Source organism: uncultured Campylobacter sp. (assembly GCF_937959485.1).
Lineage (GTDB): Bacteria > Campylobacterota > Campylobacteria > Campylobacterales > Campylobacteraceae > Campylobacter_B.
Genome location: NZ_CALGPY010000005.1, coordinates 66,542 through 84,818, shown reverse-complemented (window position 1 = coordinate 84,818; position 18,277 = coordinate 66,542). Strand labels below are relative to the sequence as shown.

Annotated in this window: 17 protein-coding genes; 10 read left to right on the top strand and 7 right to left on the bottom strand. The window is 46.7% G+C overall.

Translation table 11 applies throughout. The features are described 5' to 3' along the window. Nucleotides 1-5 precede the first annotated feature (5 nt). Both Q0380_RS02350 and Q0380_RS02345 read left to right on the top strand, forming a co-directional pair. The gene (locus Q0380_RS02350) at nt 6-725 is read left to right on the top strand and encodes a TerC family protein (protein WP_298959682.1); all 720 of its coding nucleotides are present in this window, start codon (nt 6-8) and stop codon (nt 723-725) included. 35 nt (nt 726-760) lie between these two features. After that, on the top strand, nt 761-2,191 hold the full coding sequence (locus Q0380_RS02345; RefSeq protein WP_298959679.1) for a hypothetical protein: 1,431 nt from the start codon (nt 761-763) through the stop codon (nt 2,189-2,191). A gap of 343 nt (nt 2,192-2,534) precedes the next feature. Here Q0380_RS02345 and Q0380_RS02340 read toward each other — a convergent pair whose 3' ends face one another. From Q0380_RS02340 to Q0380_RS02330, 3 genes are all read right to left on the bottom strand, one after another. Further along, nucleotides 2,535-3,563 (bottom strand): DUF3137 domain-containing protein, encoded by a 1,029-nt coding sequence (locus Q0380_RS02340; RefSeq protein ID WP_298959676.1) that lies wholly within the window; start codon nt 3,561-3,563, stop codon nt 2,535-2,537. Between the two features lie 379 nt (nt 3,564-3,942). Next, a complete protein-coding gene (locus Q0380_RS02335; RefSeq protein WP_040303892.1) occupies nt 3,943-4,503 on the bottom strand; it encodes a Fe-S-containing hydro-lyase in 561 nt (186 codons plus the stop codon). Between the two features lie 10 nt (nt 4,504-4,513). Then, a complete protein-coding gene (locus Q0380_RS02330; protein ID WP_291940162.1) occupies nt 4,514-5,359 on the bottom strand; it encodes a fumarate hydratase in 846 nt (281 codons plus the stop codon). A gap of 199 nt (nt 5,360-5,558) precedes the next feature. Between Q0380_RS02330 and Q0380_RS02325 the strand changes: the two genes are divergently transcribed. From Q0380_RS02325 to Q0380_RS02310, 4 genes are all read left to right on the top strand, one after another. After that, a complete protein-coding gene (locus tag Q0380_RS02325) occupies nt 5,559-6,116 on the top strand; it encodes a NapC/NirT family cytochrome c (RefSeq protein ID WP_291940163.1) in 558 nt (185 codons plus the stop codon). 10 nt (nt 6,117-6,126) lie between these two features. Next, the gene (locus Q0380_RS02320) at nt 6,127-7,527 is read left to right on the top strand and encodes a multiheme c-type cytochrome (protein ID WP_298959672.1); all 1,401 of its coding nucleotides are present in this window, start codon (nt 6,127-6,129) and stop codon (nt 7,525-7,527) included. Between the two features lie 280 nt (nt 7,528-7,807). Further along, nucleotides 7,808-8,224 (top strand): hypothetical protein, encoded by a 417-nt coding sequence (locus Q0380_RS02315; protein ID WP_295150107.1) that lies wholly within the window; start codon nt 7,808-7,810, stop codon nt 8,222-8,224. A 147-nt stretch (nt 8,225-8,371) separates the two neighbouring features. Continuing rightward, entirely contained in the window at nt 8,372-8,506 is a 135-nt protein-coding gene (locus Q0380_RS02310; protein WP_298959669.1) for a hypothetical protein, read from the top strand. A gap of 962 nt (nt 8,507-9,468) precedes the next feature. Here the strand turns inward: Q0380_RS02310 and Q0380_RS02305 are convergent. Continuing rightward, nucleotides 9,469-9,687 (bottom strand): hypothetical protein, encoded by a 219-nt coding sequence (locus Q0380_RS02305; RefSeq protein ID WP_298959665.1) that lies wholly within the window; start codon nt 9,685-9,687, stop codon nt 9,469-9,471. 314 nt (nt 9,688-10,001) lie between these two features. Between Q0380_RS02305 and Q0380_RS02300 the strand changes: the two genes are divergently transcribed. From Q0380_RS02300 to Q0380_RS02290, 3 genes are all read left to right on the top strand, one after another. Then, on the top strand, nt 10,002-10,592 hold the full coding sequence (locus Q0380_RS02300) for a DUF6803 family protein (protein WP_298959663.1): 591 nt from the start codon (nt 10,002-10,004) through the stop codon (nt 10,590-10,592). A 391-nt stretch (nt 10,593-10,983) separates the two neighbouring features. Then, nucleotides 10,984-11,673 carry a response regulator transcription factor gene (locus Q0380_RS02295; protein WP_298959661.1) on the top strand — a complete coding sequence of 230 codons (690 nt, stop codon included), beginning with the start codon at nt 10,984-10,986 and terminating at the stop codon, nt 11,671-11,673. Further along, nucleotides 11,663-13,081 carry a DUF3365 domain-containing protein gene (locus tag Q0380_RS02290; protein WP_298959658.1) on the top strand — a complete coding sequence of 473 codons (1,419 nt, stop codon included), beginning with the start codon at nt 11,663-11,665 and terminating at the stop codon, nt 13,079-13,081. Before Q0380_RS02295 ends, Q0380_RS02290 begins: the two co-directional genes overlap by 11 nt. A gap of 25 nt (nt 13,082-13,106) precedes the next feature. On the opposite strand, the gene Q0380_RS02285 is transcribed toward Q0380_RS02290, so the two are convergent. Genes Q0380_RS02285 through Q0380_RS02275 form a run of 3 tightly spaced genes read right to left on the bottom strand, consistent with a single transcriptional unit; the run spans nt 13,107 to nt 15,918 of the window. Beyond that, a complete protein-coding gene (locus Q0380_RS02285) occupies nt 13,107-13,829 on the bottom strand; it encodes an ABC transporter ATP-binding protein (protein WP_298959656.1) in 723 nt (240 codons plus the stop codon). Then, nucleotides 13,826-14,836 (bottom strand): iron ABC transporter permease, encoded by a 1,011-nt coding sequence (locus tag Q0380_RS02280; protein WP_298959653.1) that lies wholly within the window; start codon nt 14,834-14,836, stop codon nt 13,826-13,828. The genes Q0380_RS02285 and Q0380_RS02280 overlap by 4 nt, the downstream gene beginning before the upstream one ends. Further along, nucleotides 14,836-15,918: an ABC transporter substrate-binding protein gene (locus tag Q0380_RS02275; RefSeq protein ID WP_298959651.1), complete on the bottom strand. Its 1,083-nt coding sequence runs from the start codon at nt 15,916-15,918 to the stop codon at nt 14,836-14,838. Before Q0380_RS02275 ends, Q0380_RS02280 begins: the two co-directional genes overlap by 1 nt. A gap of 280 nt (nt 15,919-16,198) precedes the next feature. Between Q0380_RS02275 and Q0380_RS02270 the strand changes: the two genes are divergently transcribed. Beyond that, the gene (locus tag Q0380_RS02270) at nt 16,199-18,274 is read left to right on the top strand and encodes a multiheme c-type cytochrome (protein WP_298063156.1); all 2,076 of its coding nucleotides are present in this window, start codon (nt 16,199-16,201) and stop codon (nt 18,272-18,274) included. Nucleotides 18,275-18,277: the final 3 nt, after the last annotated feature.

Below are 18,277 nucleotides of genomic sequence, written 5' to 3'. Positions count from 1 at the left end.
AACCGATGTTTGAATGGATCGCCTCACCCGAGGCATGGATCAGCCTGGCGACGCTCACGGGGCTTGAGATCGTGCTTGGCATCGATAATATCATCTTTATCGCGATTTTGTGCGGCCGCCTGCCCGAGGCGCAGCGCGGACGCGCCCGTATAATGGGGCTTGCGCTTGCGATGTTCACGCGCATACTGCTACTTCTTAGCCTAAGCTGGATCATGGGACTAACTAAGCCGCTATTTAGCGTGCTCGCGCGCGATTTTAGCGGACGCGACCTCGTGCTGATCGGCGGCGGATTGTTTCTGCTCGTCAAATCCACGCTCGAGATCCACTCCAGCGCCACTGGCGAGGCACACGAGCGCAGCGCTAGCAGCGGCAAGGCAAGCTTCGGTGGCACGCTCGTGCAGATCGCCGTTTTGGACATCATCTTTTCGCTCGACAGCGTCATCACCGCCGTGGGCATGGCGCAGCACCTGCCCGTGATGATCCTCGCAGTCGTTATCGCCGTGGGCGTGATGATGCTCGCTAGCGGCGCGATTGCGCGCTTTGTGGACGCAAACCCGACGATCAAAATTTTAGCGCTTGCGTTTTTGATTTTGGTGGGCGTTTCGCTGATCGCCGACGGGCTGGGCTTTCACATACCTAAGGGCTACATCTACTTCTCGATGGCGTTTTCGCTGCTTGTTGAGCTCATCAATATCCAGATCCGCAAAAAATCCGCCGCGAAATAGGAGGAGTGGAATTTTGCGAGATCTGAAAGGCGCGCATGGGATTTGCTAAATTTCTTTCGCCGCGACGTATAAAGCTTGCTCGCGGCACGGCTAGGGATTTGAAGCTTGAGCCCGCAGCTGCAGACGCGGCTAAATTTAGCTTTACGCTGGAGCGCTTGCGCTTTGCGGGAAATTTGGACTTAAAACGCGACGGACTTTATCTGCCGATACGCGAGGGCGACGAGCTGGCGGTGATATATGAGGCTTCGAGTTTAAATTCCAGCCGCGAGGCTTTGAGGAGCTTAAATTCTAGCCGAAGCGCTTTAAACGGCGCCGATTTAAGCGGCGAAAATTCCATGCTGTGCCTTAGCTGCGAAACTCCAAATAGCAAAAATTCCACCGCCACAAATTCAAACTGCGACGCACATAGCGATACCGCGACAAGTGCACGTCAAAATTCTGTGGTATCTGATTTAGTGGGCAAAGATCGTAGCGGTATAAATTCCGCCGCTTTGAGCCTGATCCGCGAAGGCTTTAACGAGCAGGCGAGCGCCGATACGAAGTTTTATGCTTCGAATTTAAATTGCAAAGATTTAAGCGGCTCCCTCTCTTTAAATTCTACCCGCGAGGAGCACGGCGCCCAGGCAAACCTCGCCCTCTCTCCGCTAGATTTCGTTAATCTTAGCCTAGGCGCGCAGCGCTGGAGGGACGCCGGCAGCACGGCACTCGCCGCGATATTCGCAGCCTTCGGCGTAGCGCTAGCCGCGATGAGCATCTACTGCATAATTTTTATCTTTGATGCAAGGGCTCCTGCCGGACTGCTAGCCCTGCTCATCCTCGCGCCTTTTGCGTATTGCAGCTTTAGATTTATGCGAAGAGACTGGCACGCCGCGAAGTTTGGACGCATATTTGCGGCTCTCGCGCACTCCAAAGAGCCCAAGCGAAGCGGCGAAGCGGAGGGCTATGCTAGCGGCGTGCGCGTGCTGCAAAGCGGCGACGTTTATTACTATGGCTTCGCGCTGGATTGGCTGTATTTATCGGGCGACAGCAAGCGGCGTATCGTCTCTGACGCGCTACGTGCGGATCAAAATTTAGCGGAGCTTGCGGACGGCGAGAATTCTGCGGAATTTAAGAATTTAAACGCAGAAAATTCTATAAATTCCGCCAGCTCTGCCGAAGCCGCGGCACCCGTCAAGGCAAAGGACGCCTCGCAGAGCTTCGAGCTGCAAAACGGCGATGTTCTCCGCGCTCGCTACAAAGACTACCGCGTAAGCGGACTATGGAATCAAAGCCGCGGCATGAAGCTCGGCGATACGCGCAGCGGACTTTGGCGCGTGATAGATTTTATCGCGGGCGTGGCGCTACAAATAGGTCTGCGTTTAGGCGGCGCGCTCGTGCTGACGTGGCTCGGTGATCACATCGGCGGCTCCTTCGGCAACGCCCTAAGCTTCATCGGATTTTTGCTGCTGCTTAGCCTTATGCTTTAAAGGCGAATTTCAAATGGCAGCCTCACGAAATTTTGCAACTTCAAGCAATTTCAAATTTCGGAATTTTGCGGAATTTTATAGCGTAAATTCTCGCGGCGAAGTTGCCGCCTAAATTTATAAAAGCGATTTTACGTTTTAAATTTTGCGGTGCAGAATTCCTCAGCGTGGATTAAAATTTTAAATTTCAAAACGCGCGGGATTTTAGGGCACGTAAAATTCCAAAGTGCAAAATCAAAAAGCGGAATTTTAAAATTTCAAATTTTACGGCGTGCGAGGTCGCAGCACGGAGCGTGAAGCTATAGTGCGCGAGGCTGTGACACGCAAAGCTGCGGCGAGTCGCCCGCTAGCTCCAAATTCTTTCGTTTAGTTTTAGGTTTTTTACGATCGCCAAAAAGTGCGAAAGCTCGCGCTTGAGCTGCGCGGCAGGGTCGCGGCGCAGCACGCTTTCGTCGATGTCGGGCTCGAAATTATCGCGCCCCGTATTTACGAAAATATAAATTTTGCTATCTAAAAAGCTAAGGCTAACGGGCGCGGCTACGGCGCCTGCGAAGCGCAAGAGCCTCCGCATAAAGGCGGGCGTTAGAATATACATCGCGCCCGCCGCGTCCTCGCAATACACGGCGAAGGCGGCGTTAAACTCCGCATCGTCCATATCGATCTTTTTTAGCCCGAGGGTGTTCGGCGCGCCGGCATGAGCGGGAAAAATCAGGGTTTTGGCGCTTATGCGTTTGTTAAATTCCGCGTAGAAAAAGGTGCCGAGGATTTCGCTTTCCGAAAATCTATTAAATAAGCTCACGTCGCAAAATGCGAACTTCACGCCGTCATAAACGCCCGAGACCCTGTCGTTGCCGCCTAGATATCTGTCTAGTCGAAAAAAGAGCCCGGAGAGCTTGAGTTTGGCGGGATCGATATCGCCTGAAATTTCATATCGGTAGCCGAACGCCTTAAAATAGGGCATTAAATAGTGCTCTTTAAAAGCGCGCCGAAATTTTATCGAATAATCTCGTTTGAAGACTCTAAATAATACGAATAAGCTCGAAGCAGCCAAGATTAAAATTATAATCGCGAGTAAGATATATTTGGAAATCGTGGGGCGATTTTGTAAATCGTTTAGAAATAGGCTCATAGCAAAAAGGCAGGCAGCGTAGATTATCTTAGCTTTTATGGAGCTTTCATCGCACAAAACGGCTACTATAAGAACAACCGCGAATAATCCGATAAGAGGCAACAAATCTGTCATCTCTCCTCCGTCGCGTAGCTTGTATAACAAAAACACGCCATAGCCGAGCATGCACGCCGCCGCTAAGATCGTATTTCTTTTCGCCTTATACAAAAGCCCCAGTCTGATCTTCTCCAGCTCGCTCGCGCCCATTTTGCCCCTTTTAAATTTAAGATGGATTATGACGCCTGCGGGCTTTAAATTTGCTTACGAACGGCGCCAAAATTTTGAAATTTAGACTTGGATAAATTTTCGGTTAAATTTTAGCAGCGGATTGTTTAAATGAAACAAAGACGGAATTTTTGTAGGAATTTAAGCGGCGCGAAATTCTAAAAATTCCATGCCGCAAATGGAGATAAAATTTTACGAACGCGTTTAAATTTCGCTATAAAATTTCACTGCGCCGAGTCGTAAAATTTCGCGAAACAAACGCCGCAGATTATGCTGCGAAATTTAGGGCGCCCGAGCGAACGCCGATAAATTTACGAACGCTCGCGCCGCAAAAAGCGCCGCGCGGACGCCGCTAGCAAATTTAAATTTTTCTATAAGGCGCCTGTCCGACTTCGTAGAAGTTATTGCCCTCGCTGTCGATCGCTACGATAGCCGGAAAATCCTCTACGGTAAGTCGCGCAACCGCCTCGGGGCCGAGCTCGGGATAGGCCAATACTTCATATTTTTTGATACTTTGGCTGATTAGCGCGCCCGCTCCGCCGATAGCGACCATATAGACGCAGCCTGATTTTTTCATCGCCTCTACGACGGCGTCGGAGCGGTAGCCCTTGCCGATCATGCCGTTGATGCCGACTTCGTTTATCATCGTCGGAGTGTATTTGTCCATTCGTCCACTAGTCGTAGGTCCCGCAGCACCGATAGCCTGACCCGGTTTGGCGGGGGTCGGTCCCAGATAATATATCGTCTCGCCTGCTAAATTTACGGGTAGCTTCTCGCCGCGAGCGAGGGTTTCGGTTAGAGCCTTGTGCGCGGCATCGCGAGCTGCGATGATGGTGCCACTGATTAGGACGTTATCGCCCGCCTTTAGGCTTTTTACTACGCTTTTATCGAAAGGTGCGGTAATTCTTTTAACTTCTGACATGATTTCCTCCTTATAGTTCAGCGTCGGCATGGCGAGCCGCGTGGCAGTTGATATTAACGGCGACCGGAAGCCCCGCTATGTGGGTCGGATACCACTCTACATTTACCTTAACAGCGGTGTTTATGCCGCCCAAACCTTGCGGACCGACGCCCGTAGCGCGCGCCATCTCCAGTAGTTCATCCTCTAGTTTGGCGTAGCGCTCGTCGGGATTTCTGCTGTCGATCGAGCGAACCGCGGCTTGTTTGGCTAAAAGCGCCGCCTTATCCATCGTGCCGCCGATACCGACGCCTACGACCATAGGAGGGCAAGCGTTAGGGCCTGCGTATTTAACCGCCTCTAAAAATACTTTTTTTACCCCCTCGATGCCGTCTGCGGGAACGAGCATTTTTAGCACCGATTTGTTTTCGCTGCCGAAGCCTTTTGGGGCTACTTTGATCTTAAGTTTGTCGCCGGGAACGATGCGGGTATTGATGACTGCGGGGGTATTGTTTGTGGTGTTTTTACGCTCAAAAAGCGGCTCTGCGACCACGGATTTACGCAGATAGCCGCCTACGTAGCCGTCCGCAACGCCTGCATTGATAGCATCCTCCAAATATCCGCCCTCGATATGCACATCCTGACCGAGTTCGACAAAAACCACCGTCATACCGGTATCTTGGCAGATCGGTGCGACCTCTTTTGCCGCCAAATCGGCATTTTGTAAGAGCTTGCCTAAGATATCTTTGCCGATAGGCGAAGTCTCGTTCTCGCGCGCTTTCTCAAATGCTGCGCGCATATCGGGCGTGACTTGATAACAGGCTTTTTTGCAAAGCTCGCTGACTACTTTTGTAATCTCAGCCGCTTGGATCGTTTTCATGATCTCTCCTTGTATTGAAATTTTAATGGATTATATTCCGTTAAACTAAAAACTTAGTTTAAAATTTTATATTCATTTAATAAATTTTAACAAAAGGCTAGAAAATAAGCGGTTTTTAATCTTTTTATAATAAAATATCGCTTTTCGAATTATCAAATACTAAAAATTTTGCGAAGAAATTTTAAAATCAAGGAAACCTATGAAAAAGAAAACTCTTGTGCTGCTCGTGGGCGCTTGTGTGCTTATAGGAATGATACTTTCTCTTGGGATTGCAGAGATGGTTCACCTTACGGGCACCGATAAATTCTGCGTATCCTGTCATACGATGCAGCCGATGGCAAACGCCTTTCACAACGACGTTCACGGCGGCAATAACCCGCAAGGTTTCAAAGCCGATTGCGTCGCCTGTCACGTCTCTCATGAAAATACCTTTATGTATCTTTGGACCAAAGCTCTAACCTCCGCAAATGATGTCTACAAGACGGTCTTTACCGATGCCGATAAGATCGACTGGCAAGAAAAACGCAAGGAGCGAAATCATTTCGTCTATGAAAGCGGCTGTCTAAGCTGCCACCGAAATTTAAAAGAGCAGAATAATCAAGTAAATAAAGCCTGGCTCGCGCATAGGGATTATTTCGCGGGCACTACCGGCAAAACCTGCGTGCAGTGCCACGAAAACGTCGGTCACAAAAATATGGGTATAGAGATTACCAAATATTGGGATAAATACAACCGAGAAAATAACAAAACCAAGTAAAGGAGAAGCAATGCTAAAAAAAGTCGCTATTTTAATAGCCTGTATCGCATCGTTTGCATTCGCAGAAATGCCCGCGCAGCATGCGAATATGTCCGCGTCGGACGCGAACGTAAGCAATTCCGTAAACGTTAGTCTTACGAAGAATTTAAAGGTAAATAGGCAGCTTACGCCGCTAGCTAGACGCTGTGTCGAGTGCCATGCCGAAAAAACTCCGGGCGTCGTTGCGGATTGGAAGATGAGCCGCCACGCTCACGTAGGCGTTAGCTGTACCGACTGCCACTCGCAGCCAGCAGATAGCCCTATGGCAGCTAAAGAGCCGCATCCGAAAGACACAGACAATCATATTTCGGTGCTAGTTAGCCCAAAAACCTGTGCTAAATGCCACAGCAACGAGGTTAAAGAGTTTGAAAACAGCGGTCACGCAAGAGGTGCTATGCAGATGCAAGCCAACAAAGGAATAGTTGATCTAATGTATCACTACGAAGGACGTGATATCCCTGATCTTAAACATGCGCCTGATATTACCGGCTGCTCTCAATGCCACGGTAGCGTCGTTAAAATGGATGAGCATAACAAGCCTACCAAAGAGACCTGGCCCGTTTACGGCATTGGTACGGTTTATCCGGACGGTAGCGTAGGCGGATGCAAATCGTGCCACTCGGGTCATAAATTTTCGATTGCTGAAGCTCGTAAGCCTGCTGCTTGCGCATCTTGCCACTTAGGACCTGATCATCCGGATATCGAAATTTACAATAACTCAATGCACGGACACGTATTTAACGCTGAAGGCAATGAGTGGAAATTTGACAGCGCTCCTGGTACTTGGGCAGTTCCTGATTACCGCGCTCCTACATGCGCGACCTGCCATATTAGCGGCGGTGTGGGCGATCTAAACTCCACTCACAATGTATCTCAACGCTTGAAGTGGAATTTGTGGCTGCCTAAGAGCAATCTACGCACCGGCGGTAATGAGACCGCGGTAAGCGAGTTTTTAAATACCGGCAAGTTAAACATTGGTAATCCTTTGGCGGGTAACCTCAACGGTCCTGAGGCAGCGCGTGCCGAGATGAAGCAAGTCTGCAAAGAATGCCATGCAAGTACCCACACGAATAATTTCTTTGAGGCGGGCGATAAGCAGGTACTTCTATATAACGTTTACAACGACGAAGCGACTAAGATGCTAAAAGAGCTTAAGGAAAAGAAACTTCTAAAAGACGATCCTTGGGCGGATGCGTTCCAGCGAATCTACTATGTTTCATGGCACCACGAGGGTCGCAGAATGCGCCAAGGCGCGCTAATGGGCGGACCTGATTATTCGCATTGGCACGGCGTATTCGAGGTCAAAAATGATATCAGAGAGATGCGCGAAATCTACGAGCGCCGCATCAAAACCGGCAAGATCGAGGAATAATCCTTCTTAGTCTGCTAAATTTGCCGGACTAAACAGATCAAGCTTGTAAGCCCCTGCACTTCGCAGGGGCTTTTTTGTTTGGATAAAATTTTGGAATTTTATTTTGTAATCCGCGCAAAGCCCATCGAAAATCGCCCCTAAAAGCCACTTACAAAATCACTATCTAATTATTTAAGATTATTGAGAATTTATGACGGAAGTAGCTGATAAATTAGAGTAAATTTATCTCTTTGCAATCCAAAATTAGCTACAATCGCGCATATCATTTAAAAGGAATTTTATGGACAAGCAAACGGCATTAGACTTTTTGAGACTTCATCAGCCGATGCCTGCGCAGCTTTCGGATCAGCTCGCGGCAGAGTTTCGCGCGGTGCGGGAGTTCTTGCGTGATAATCCCTGCGACGAGGCGCTTGAGCCGCTTTTGCGCTCGCTAAACGAGGGCGACGGCGCAGGTGAATATCCGCTCGTGGACGAGGTATTGGGCGCGGCGGACGATGCTGCTGCGGTAGCTGCGATTAGAGCGGTCTTGGAGGATCCGAGCACTGGCAGCGGAGCGCGATTTTGGGCGACGCTTTTTAGCGTGAGCTTCGTCCGTAAGGAGCTCATCGCAAGTCTGGAGACATCGCTTAAATACGCAAACGATGATTTGATCGAGCTTACGAAGGAACAGATCGAAATGTTTAAGCAGCTGGCGTAAAGCTAGCTGCGTAACTTATGGTTGCGCCTTGCTCACCAGATTGCGCCGCTACAAAGCAAATCCAAATTTATGAAAATTGGTCTAATTGCAAGCTGCTTTTAAATTTTAAAATTTTGCGGTCGCTTAAAATTTCTAGAGACGGCGATTATGAAAGAGACGCGCTTTGTTTTCTACGCGCTGTGGCAGGCGCCCTGTGCGAGGGTTGCTATCGGCAAAGATATAGCGTCGCCGCTAAGTGCGAGCGGCGCAGGCACCGAGAGATATGTGCCTAGGCAAGGGTAGAAATTTTACGGCGTCGTTTGAAGTAAAATTTTAAATCTGCGGGCTTATGATAGAATTTAAGTCGTAATAATGAAGCATAATTTAATATCGCTACGAGCTCACCGCTGAAATTTTAAGATTACGTCGCGCAGTGATTGGATTTCGCTCGGTGCGATCCATACGAAATTTTAAGCCGTAAAGATAAAGCGGAATTTCTCATACGTGATTTTTTTTGAGACGTAATTTTAAGTAATGAGTTTGAGGGGAATTCTAAGGCGCGAGTTAGACTATAAACTCGCACCGTCGGTAGAGGATACCGCGCCTTTTTTGCTCTGAGAACTCCTACCGCACGGCAAAGAATTTTGCGCCATTTTGCACTACAGTTATGGACCTGGGCTATGCAGCGAGTAAGGCTGCGTTGCGCTATGCGACTAAGGCTGCTACGCCATTTCGCAAGCGATCTTGTGGCGATATAGGCTATGGGTTTGGGTGCACGATATAGAAATTTGTATAGTGCGATCCGCGTGGGATTACACGGCGCAGATTTTGCGCCCCCATCTGCACCGCCAAAAATTCTACTTAGCGGAGTTGTGATCTAGAAATTTTGCAGCGGCACAAAATTGCCTGGCGCGGATTTTGAGCTTGCGCGAAATTTTGCACCGCTAGCATTCAAGAAGCGTAAAATTTTAAATCGCATGTCGTTTTAAAATTTTAAACTTATTAAATTTGAGCCGCGCTTACTTTTAAATCCTAATTCCGCGCCATGTTTGGCGATGAAATTTTAAAATTTCATCGCGCCAAGAGCAACTCGATCAATCGGCGGGCGCAGCTAAAATAAGATAGATAAAATGCATTAGCGCTTGAAGCGGGGCTAAATTTAAATTGCAAGCAAAATTTTAAAGCGCGATTTAGACCGCTTGCGGGCGCTCGATCTTGGCTCTAAAATAGTTAAATTTAGCGCTGGCACTCGCAAGACGTTTCGGCTACCTGATTTTTGCGGTGCCGAAGCAAAGTCCGTTTTCGTTGCACTGCATATTTTCGATTTGCGGATCTTCGCTTTCGCCGCAAATTTGAATCATCTGATGCGACGCCTTGTCCATTTTGGGCTCGCTGCAATGCGAAACGCCTGGCTTTGGCTGCTGTGGAGCGGAGCAAGCGCATATAAATAGCGCTGCGCAGGCGAACAAGAGGGCGTTTTTCATTTTAAATCCTTTTAAAAAAATTTCGTAATTTTATCTTTGTAAAACTGAAATTTTACGAAATTTAAAGCGTTTCGGATAAATTTAAGGCATCTGCATCTGCAAATATAAATTTTCTAAATTTTGCGTTAGATACGAAGGGGCGGTGTGCGAGGCGAGATTAAAAATTTAATATTTGCGGGCGAGCTTTAAGACGCAGCTCAAATCATTTTGCGGAAAGATAAGATTAAAGGCGCACTTAATCTTATCTATCGTTTTAAAATTTTTTACCGAAAGCCGCTAGAATTGCGCCTTTTAAACCAAAATAAGGAGAAAACATGGCAATGACGAATTACATGGAACTTTTGATGGCAAATCAGCCGTGGAATTTGATTTTATTTATGGCGGTGCCGATGGGCTTAGCAGAAGCGATAGTAGCGAGCGAATTTTTTAGCTTGTACCGCGCGAAGGAGGGCTCTTTGGCGCTAAAAATCAATAAATGCCTTAGCATCATTCTCGGCGCTTATTTTACGATATTAATCATTTACGTAGCGGTTAAAATTTTGCCCGCTATTCATTTGCGTGGCGCTGCGGACACTTTAGCTTTGGCGGCATACGTAGCGGCGGCGCTGCCTGCGCTGGTGCTGCTACTTTTGGAGCTCGGAGTTATCGCAAAAGGAGCGGAATTTAGAGCTAGGCTTAAATTTCATTTCTTGGCGCTGATTGTATTTTTGGTGTTAGGACACGTCGCGATGATTTTTGGAATGACCGATCCAGGTATGAGCGGCATGGAACATTCTATGATGGATCATGGCTCGATGAGCGGGATGAGCCACGATATGGGTTCGATGGAGGGGATGGATCATTCGCATATGGATCATGGCTCGATGGAGAACATGGATCACTCAAAGATGGAGCATTCACATTAACTTTAGTATGCCCGGCTTGGGCTAAATTTTAAATTCTATTCCGCCGAGCTGCGGAGCTGAGATTTTATGTTTTAATTGCCTTTCGTCTACAAAATGCATATGTAAGCCCCTCTAAAATAGAATTTTACCGCCTTTCATATGCCGCCTGCGAGGCGGTAAAATTTAATATCAAGCTTATCGCCCCGCCTTTTTATGTTCTTGTGATATTTTTATTCGACTTATACAAGACGTAAAGCTCACGTATAGGTAGTTTTCAGTTTAAATTTGCGTGCAAACCGCTTTGGTATATTTTTTAACGTTAGTTTAATGCTAAATTTATATAATCTAAGTCTAGTTATATTTTAAGAGACGACTAAGAATGAAATGCGCTAAACTTGGAGGCGGATAGAGTATGCAAGATTACGAATTATTGGACGTTTTGTCCAATAAAAGGGTTCTTTGTCTAGAGGATGAGCCTGGGATTTTAAAAAATATAACCGAATCGCTGCAGCTGTTTTTTGGCGAAGTAGTGGGGGTTAAGGACGGGCTGGAGGCGCTCGATGAGGCGATGAGCGGCTCGTACGACGCGCTGGTTTTTGATATCGGCGTGCCGCATATGGACGGGCTAGAGGTCGTTAAAAAGATCCGAGCTGCCGGCATCTCGGTGCCGATCGTGATACTTTCGAGCCACACCGAGCAGGAGTATCTGTGGCGGGCGGTGGAGCTTAAGATCACCAGGTATCTGCCTAAGCCGTACGACAAAAACGCCTTTATAAAGGCGCTGCAAGACGTCGCTGCGGAGCTGATAAGTCACGCGCCGATATTTAACATAAACGATGAACTGAAATATGATTTTGCCAAAAAGATCATCTATGTCAAAGAGAGTGCCTGTCATCTTTCCAAAAGCGAGAGCAAGCTTTTGGAGTACTTCTTAGCGCGCAAAAATCAAACCGTAACCTACGAGCAGTTATTCGACTATATGTGGGAGTTCGAGCAGCCCAGCAAGGAAGCGATCAAGGCGATCGTCAAAGAGCTACGCCGCAAGATAGGCAAGGACGTGATCAAAAATTTATATGCGGTGGGGTATCTCTTTGAAGTATAAATTTAAATTTATCGTAGCGGTTTTCGTGCTGCTATATATCGTAATTACGGCTTTGGTTTTTAACTTCTACCGCGAGCTTGCGCTAAAGGACACGAGGCGCGAGGCGTTTTATATCCTAGATACGATGAATGCGGTGCGCGATTACGTCTCGACCGTGCAGCGCCCGCTAATAAACGAGCTTAAAGAAAAAAAGCTTCTGAGTGAGGATTTTTTCGATCCGAGGCTGATGTCCTCGACCTACATAACGCGCGAAATTTATAAAATTCAGCTCGCCAAAGAAAACATCAACTACGACTACAAGCTCGTCGCTACCGATCCGCTCAATCCCGAGCACGAGGGAAGCGAGTTTGAGAATGAAATTTTAGAGGGCTTTAAAGAAAACAGATATAAAGAATACTCCAGAATTGTCTACGATAAAGGTGGCGCCTCGTATCTTTTGAGCTTGCCGATAACAAACTCCCAGCCTTCGTGCACTGAGTGCCACAGCATCAACGCAGCACCTAAAAAGATGCAAGAGCTCTATGGAGATGTGGGAAATTTCAAAGGCGGCCTGGGCGATACGATCGCGATGATAAGCTTTAAAATTCCGATAAAAAGCATTCTGCTCTATCACACCAAAGAGTTTGTCGTCAGCGGCCTAAGCTTGCTTGTGGTATTTTTGATCTGTATATTTTGTATCTATAAAATTCACAAAAAAAACGCGACTTTAAAGATGCAAACTCAGCTTTTATTGATAAATCAAAGCCGCCTCGCGCTAATGGGCGAGATGATCGGCAATATCTCGCATCAGTGGCGCCAGCCGCTATCGCAAATCAGCTCCACGCTCATAAATTTAGAGCTTTACAACGAGCGGGGTAAGCTTTCAAAAGAGAGGCTCGAAGGCGGCATTAGGGACGCGGGCGAGCAGGTGAAATTTATGAGCGATACGATCGAGGATTTTAAAAATTTCTTCAATCCGAATATGCCTAAGAGGGAATTTAGCGCCGGCGAAGCGATCGAGCAGGCGCGTAAAATTTTAAACGCCTCGCTTAAGAAGCACGTCATCGACATAAGCGTGCGGATAGAGGAAAATTTCACCCTTTACGGCAACGTAAACGAGCTCATCCAGGTGCTTATAAACATCATAAACAACGCAAAAGAGGCATTTTTGGACGTGCCGCTTAAACGGCGCGAGATTAAAATCCGCTCGTTTTTAAAGCAGGGCGAGCGAGTAATCACGATCGAAAATAACGCAAGCCGCATCGACGACGCGCGGCTCGGTAAAATTTTTGAGCCGCACTTTACTACAAAGCAGCAGGGCAGCGGGCTCGGACTATATATGAGCAAGATGATAATCGAAAAAAACGGAGGGAGCATAAGCGCTGCGAATTCCGACGAAGGCGCGATATTTACGATCTCTTTTCGTTAAATTTGATCAAGTCCGCGCAGAAGCGCTAAAAATTTGCGATAAATTTTTTGCCGCTTCTGTTTTGAAACAGTTCAAACTCCACGCCGAAAACCTCGCTCAGTAGAGCCGTATCAAGATCTTTCGGCGCGCCTAGAAACGCTATCTCGCCGTCATGCAGCACCATTATTTTATCGCCGTAATTCAGAGCGTGATTGATGTCGTGGATATTTATGACGGTCGAAATTTTATAAAATTTCGTGTAGTCTCTTATTAAATTTAATATATCTTTTTGATGAAGCAGGTCTAAATTTGCGGTAGGCTCGTCCAAAAGCATGATTTTAGGCGTTTTTGCAAAAACCATAGCTATGAGTACCAGCCTCTGTTGGCCCCCGGAGAGCTCGCTAAAGCTTCTTTTTGCGAGGTGCTCGATGCCCACGTGCTTTAGTACATGCTCCACCCTTTGCAGATCGCTGCGGCTTACTTTAAAATTTAGCTTCGAAATGCGACCCAAAAGCACTAGCTCAAATACGCTAAGTCCGCCCTCTTGCATAATATTTTGCGTCAGATAGCCGATCTCCTTGACGCTCGCGCCGCACAGATCAATCTTAGCATCCGTCTTTAAGATGCCCGCTAAGCATTTCATCGTCGTGCTTTTGCCGGCGCCGTTTACGCCCAGGATCGTTAAAATTTCGCCTTCGTTTACGGCAAAGCTTATGTTTTTTAAAATTTCTTTATTTTTGTATGAAAAGCTTAAGCCTTCAACCCTCATCCGCGCCCCTTATTTAGCACGATCGCTAGGAAAAACAGCGCCCCGATGAAGGAGGTGATTATGCCGATAGGAAAGATTACGCCGCTTATTAAATTTTTGCTCAAAATAGATGAAAATGAAAGAAGCAGAGCTCCTATCAGAGCCGAAAATGGAAGGAAAAATCTCTGCTCCGCGCCTATTAAAATTCTAGATATGTGCGCTCCCAGCAGTCCAACAAAGCCGATCGTGCCTACGAAACAGACGCAAGTAGCGGTTAGGACCGAGGCTAAGATCAGCATTTTTATTTTAAAAGAGTGCACGCAAACGCCCATGCTCTGAGCTATTTCGTCGCCTAGTAAGACCGCGTTAAAGCTCCAAGCATTGTAAAGCGATATGAAAAATGCCGCCGCAAATACCGCGAACATGATCGATAAGCTCGCGTAATTCGCCTTTGAAAGCGAGCCGAAGGTCCAAAAGACTATACTCGAAACCTCCGCTTCATCCGCGACGTATATCACGAAGGCCTGCAGGCTCTGATAGATAAAAACCAAAATGATCCCTATTAAAATGATGCCCGAAGAGCCTAGATCTATGCGATTTGATAAGCGGTATATGAAAACGATGCTTAAAATAGCGAAGAAAAATGCAAAAAATCCTATGCTTAAAAAATTCCCCGCAAAAAACACTATGCCGACGGCAGCTCCAAAGCCCGCCGCAGAGCCCACTCCTAGAGTATAGGGGCTAGCGAGCGGATTTGCTAGCAGGGTCTGCATGACGGCGCCGCTAAGTCCTAGACTCGCTCCCGCTAAAACGGCCGCTATAGCCGCGGGCAGCCTCATATCAAAGACTATAACGCTTAGATTTTTATCTGTGCTGCGCGAAAAAAAGGATTGTAAAATTTCAAAAAAGCCGTAGTTTGCGGGCCCGTTTGCTATATCAAGTACGAATAAAACAGATAAAAGCCCCGTGCCGCAGCATATTAGTAAAATTTTTCTAAAGACGAGGCTTTTATAAAATTCTGCGGACATTAAAAATCGATCATCCACGTTCCGCTAAATTCGACCGGATAAAATTTATCGAAAAATTCCTTCAGCTCCGCGGCAGGATCTATATCTGCAAAGAGCTCGGGATGTATTTTTTTCGCGAAAAATAAAATCCCCGCAAAATCGAAAATATGCCTGCTTAGATCGTGATAGATCGCGTAAATTTTATGATTTTTGACGGCGTTTATGTTTTGCCAGCCGCTCCTTTGGGCGTAATCATTAAAATTTGCCGCGGCCTCCTGCTTGCTTACGCCGTAGCCTAGCGGGATGTTCTTGCCGCCGTTTGGAAAATAATTCCCCGCAAATATGATAATATCGGGATTTTTATTGACTATAAATTCCGGATTGAGCGGCGAGGAGGCGCCTTTTATCAGCCCTTTTGCGATATTTTCTCCGCCGGCGGCGCTGACGAAGGCTCCCCACATCTTATCGTCATACGATACGCCGAAAACGCTAGCGCCCGCCTTTTCGCTAAATTCTACGTAAACTTTGGGCTTGGTCGTATTTTTGGCTTTGGCGAACCTTTGTTCTACGAGCTCGAATTTTGATTTATAAAATTTATTCACTTCGGCTATCCTGCCTTGCTTACCAAAAATTTCGCCTAGAATTTCCATGCTTTTCATGTGGTTTTGTAAATTTTCATCATGAAAATCTACGAACACCGCAGCAATGCCCGAGCTATCTAAATTTTTCAAATTTTGCTTAACTTTTTCGTAATCGTTTTTTGCAAACAAAACCACATCGGGCTTTAGCGAGACGATGCGCTCGAACGATAGAGTGTTTTTGCCGACGTAGCCCACATCGGGGATCTGATCTATGCTCGGAAATTTTTTCAAAAAAGCCTGCCACGTCGCTTCTCTGCGACCTTTCCAGTATCCTTTGGACCATCCTGCGATTTTCGAAACGCCCTCTTCACCCGTGGTTACGAAGTACTCTTCGAAATAAAACGTCAAAACGACCTTTTCTATCTTGTCCTTTACCTCAACCTGCCTGTCTAAAACGTCGGTGAGCGTAGCGGCGTTTGAAAAAACAAGCAGCAGCGATATAAATAAAATTTTTCTAACCATAATGAGACCTCCTTAAAACGGTTAAATTTCACCGCTATTATACCATAAATAATATTTTTTATAAAATAGTATTATAAAATATCTTTGCCGAAGGGTTAAATTTTACGACGCGCGATTTTGAATAAATTTCAATAAAATAATAAAAAGTATCAATATTTACGATATCTTTTCGTTAAATTTAGACTTCATTAAATTTCTCCCTTTTTCACCCTTTTTTGTTGATATTATTTCGAACGTAGAACTTTGCTAATTTAAAATTTCGATTTTCAAAGGAGGAGCCATGAAAAAATGGAATAAGATGCTACTAGGCGCGCTAGCCTGTATTAGCATTTTTGCCGCAGGAGCCTGTGCTGATGAAGGCATGGGGCATGAGATGGAAATGTCGCAAAAATCGCGCGATGTCATCGCAAATCCTAAGGGCACGTTGCAAAGCAGAGGCGTCATATCCTTGCAGGACTACGTCGTAGAAGAGCGAGAGATGTATGACTGGCTATTTAAAAATCACCCGATTTTTACCAAATACGGCGGTAAGACAGTCGGTAAGATGGATGTACACGACCGAGGTTTGGAGTGGCTTGCGGAAGGGCATGGATTTGACTTTTCAAAGGCTAGTAAAAGAGACGACGGCAAGGGCTATAGCTCTATGATGTATAGAATCCCTGCGGGCTCTTCTTTGCAATTTCCGAATAAATTCATAGGCCCTGAAAAATGCGGCGAGTGCCACCCTGCGCAGTATGAGACATGGAGCAGATCGCGCCACGCCACTACTATCCGCTTCCCGGGCGAGCACCCGGAGGTTAATAATAACTTAACCGATCCGGTATTTAGCCCCGACACTGCGTCGATCCTTCCAAAAGGTATTACCCCTGACGTAATTTATGCGACCGTGGGACACCTAAGGACAAAATTCGGCTACGTAGATGCATGGCTTCTACGCGGAACCTATCACGTAGAGGGCGGCTTGCTAAGAGATGGTACCGGTCAAATCGTAGCCGGCGGCAACCAATTCCAAAGGACTTGGGCGTTAAATTTAGACGATGAGACGGTCAAAAAGATCAAAAAGATCGTTCCGGAATTCCCAGGCACGCTTGAGGAATACGGCGATAACGGCGGTTACGTAAGAGGTCTTGCGTCGTATGCTGCGAAATACAAAAAATCGATGTTTTTCCAAGCAAACAGCTCGTATTGCGAAGTCTGCCACCCATTCAAATTCGATTTTAAAACTAAAAAAGAATTCTATGCCGCTTTGGGTAACGCAAAAGAGCTTCAAAAGCACACTATCTCCAAGGGTATCACCTGCGAAGAGTGCCATGGAGCGGGCGGTCACTTGGATGGCGCTACAAATTTTAGAACCTCAAACTGCGAACGCTGCCACCAAAGATTTAACTATAGCCCTGATTTAGCTCGTGCTAATCCGCTAAACAACGGCAAGCCCGATCTATCTCTAAGCTCTAAATTTAAATCTATGGGACCAGGATGCGGCTCTGAAGGCTCTCAGTCCTACTTTACCGCTCACTACGAGAAAGGTATGCGCTGCGTAACCTGCCACGATCCGCACGATAACACTGGACCGGTAGTTGGCGATAAAACCGTCAAGGGCGTAAATTACAACTCAGAGCAGGGCTATTTGAGCGCGTTTTATACAAAGCCTAAGATCACAAAAGAGTGCAAGGATTGCCACCAAGAGCAAGCCTACATCGCTGCAAGAGCCGATACGCATAAAGACAACACCTGCGCATCTTGCCACATGCCGTTTATGATGAGCTGCGAGAACTTCTACGCTATTCAGTTCCAAGACAACGCGGGATTTGATACTCAAAGAAGATCGCACATCTGGAAGATCGACATCGATCCTGCTAGAAAATCTCTAGTCGCAGGCGATGCCGCCAAAGGTCCAAGAGATGCGAAAGATTGGCACTTCCAAAGAAATAAAGACGGACGAAATTTCGTCGATCTTATGTGGTCGTGCGCACGAACCTCGTGGGCAGATAAAGATATGCAAGATACCAAAGGCTGCCACAGCCCTGTCGTTTCTGAGCTAAAAGAGACGCTTCACTTCAAGAACCAAAAGCAGGTTTATGATGAGGTTATGGGCTGGCAAACTCCGATTAAGAGCGATTTCTCGCAAGTTAAGATCGGTATTCAAGGGATTTACTCGATCCTTGAGACTAAAAAGCTTAACTCCAGCGATAAAACTCGCGTCTATGAGCTAATAGAAAAAGCTCAAGACACCGTCGATCTTATCGAAAAAGATGGCTCATGGGGTATGCATGGCTTTAAATATACTAAGCAAAGGCTAGAGGCCGCTAAAGAGTATATCAAAGAGGCTCAAAGAATTCTAAATAATAATTTATAATTC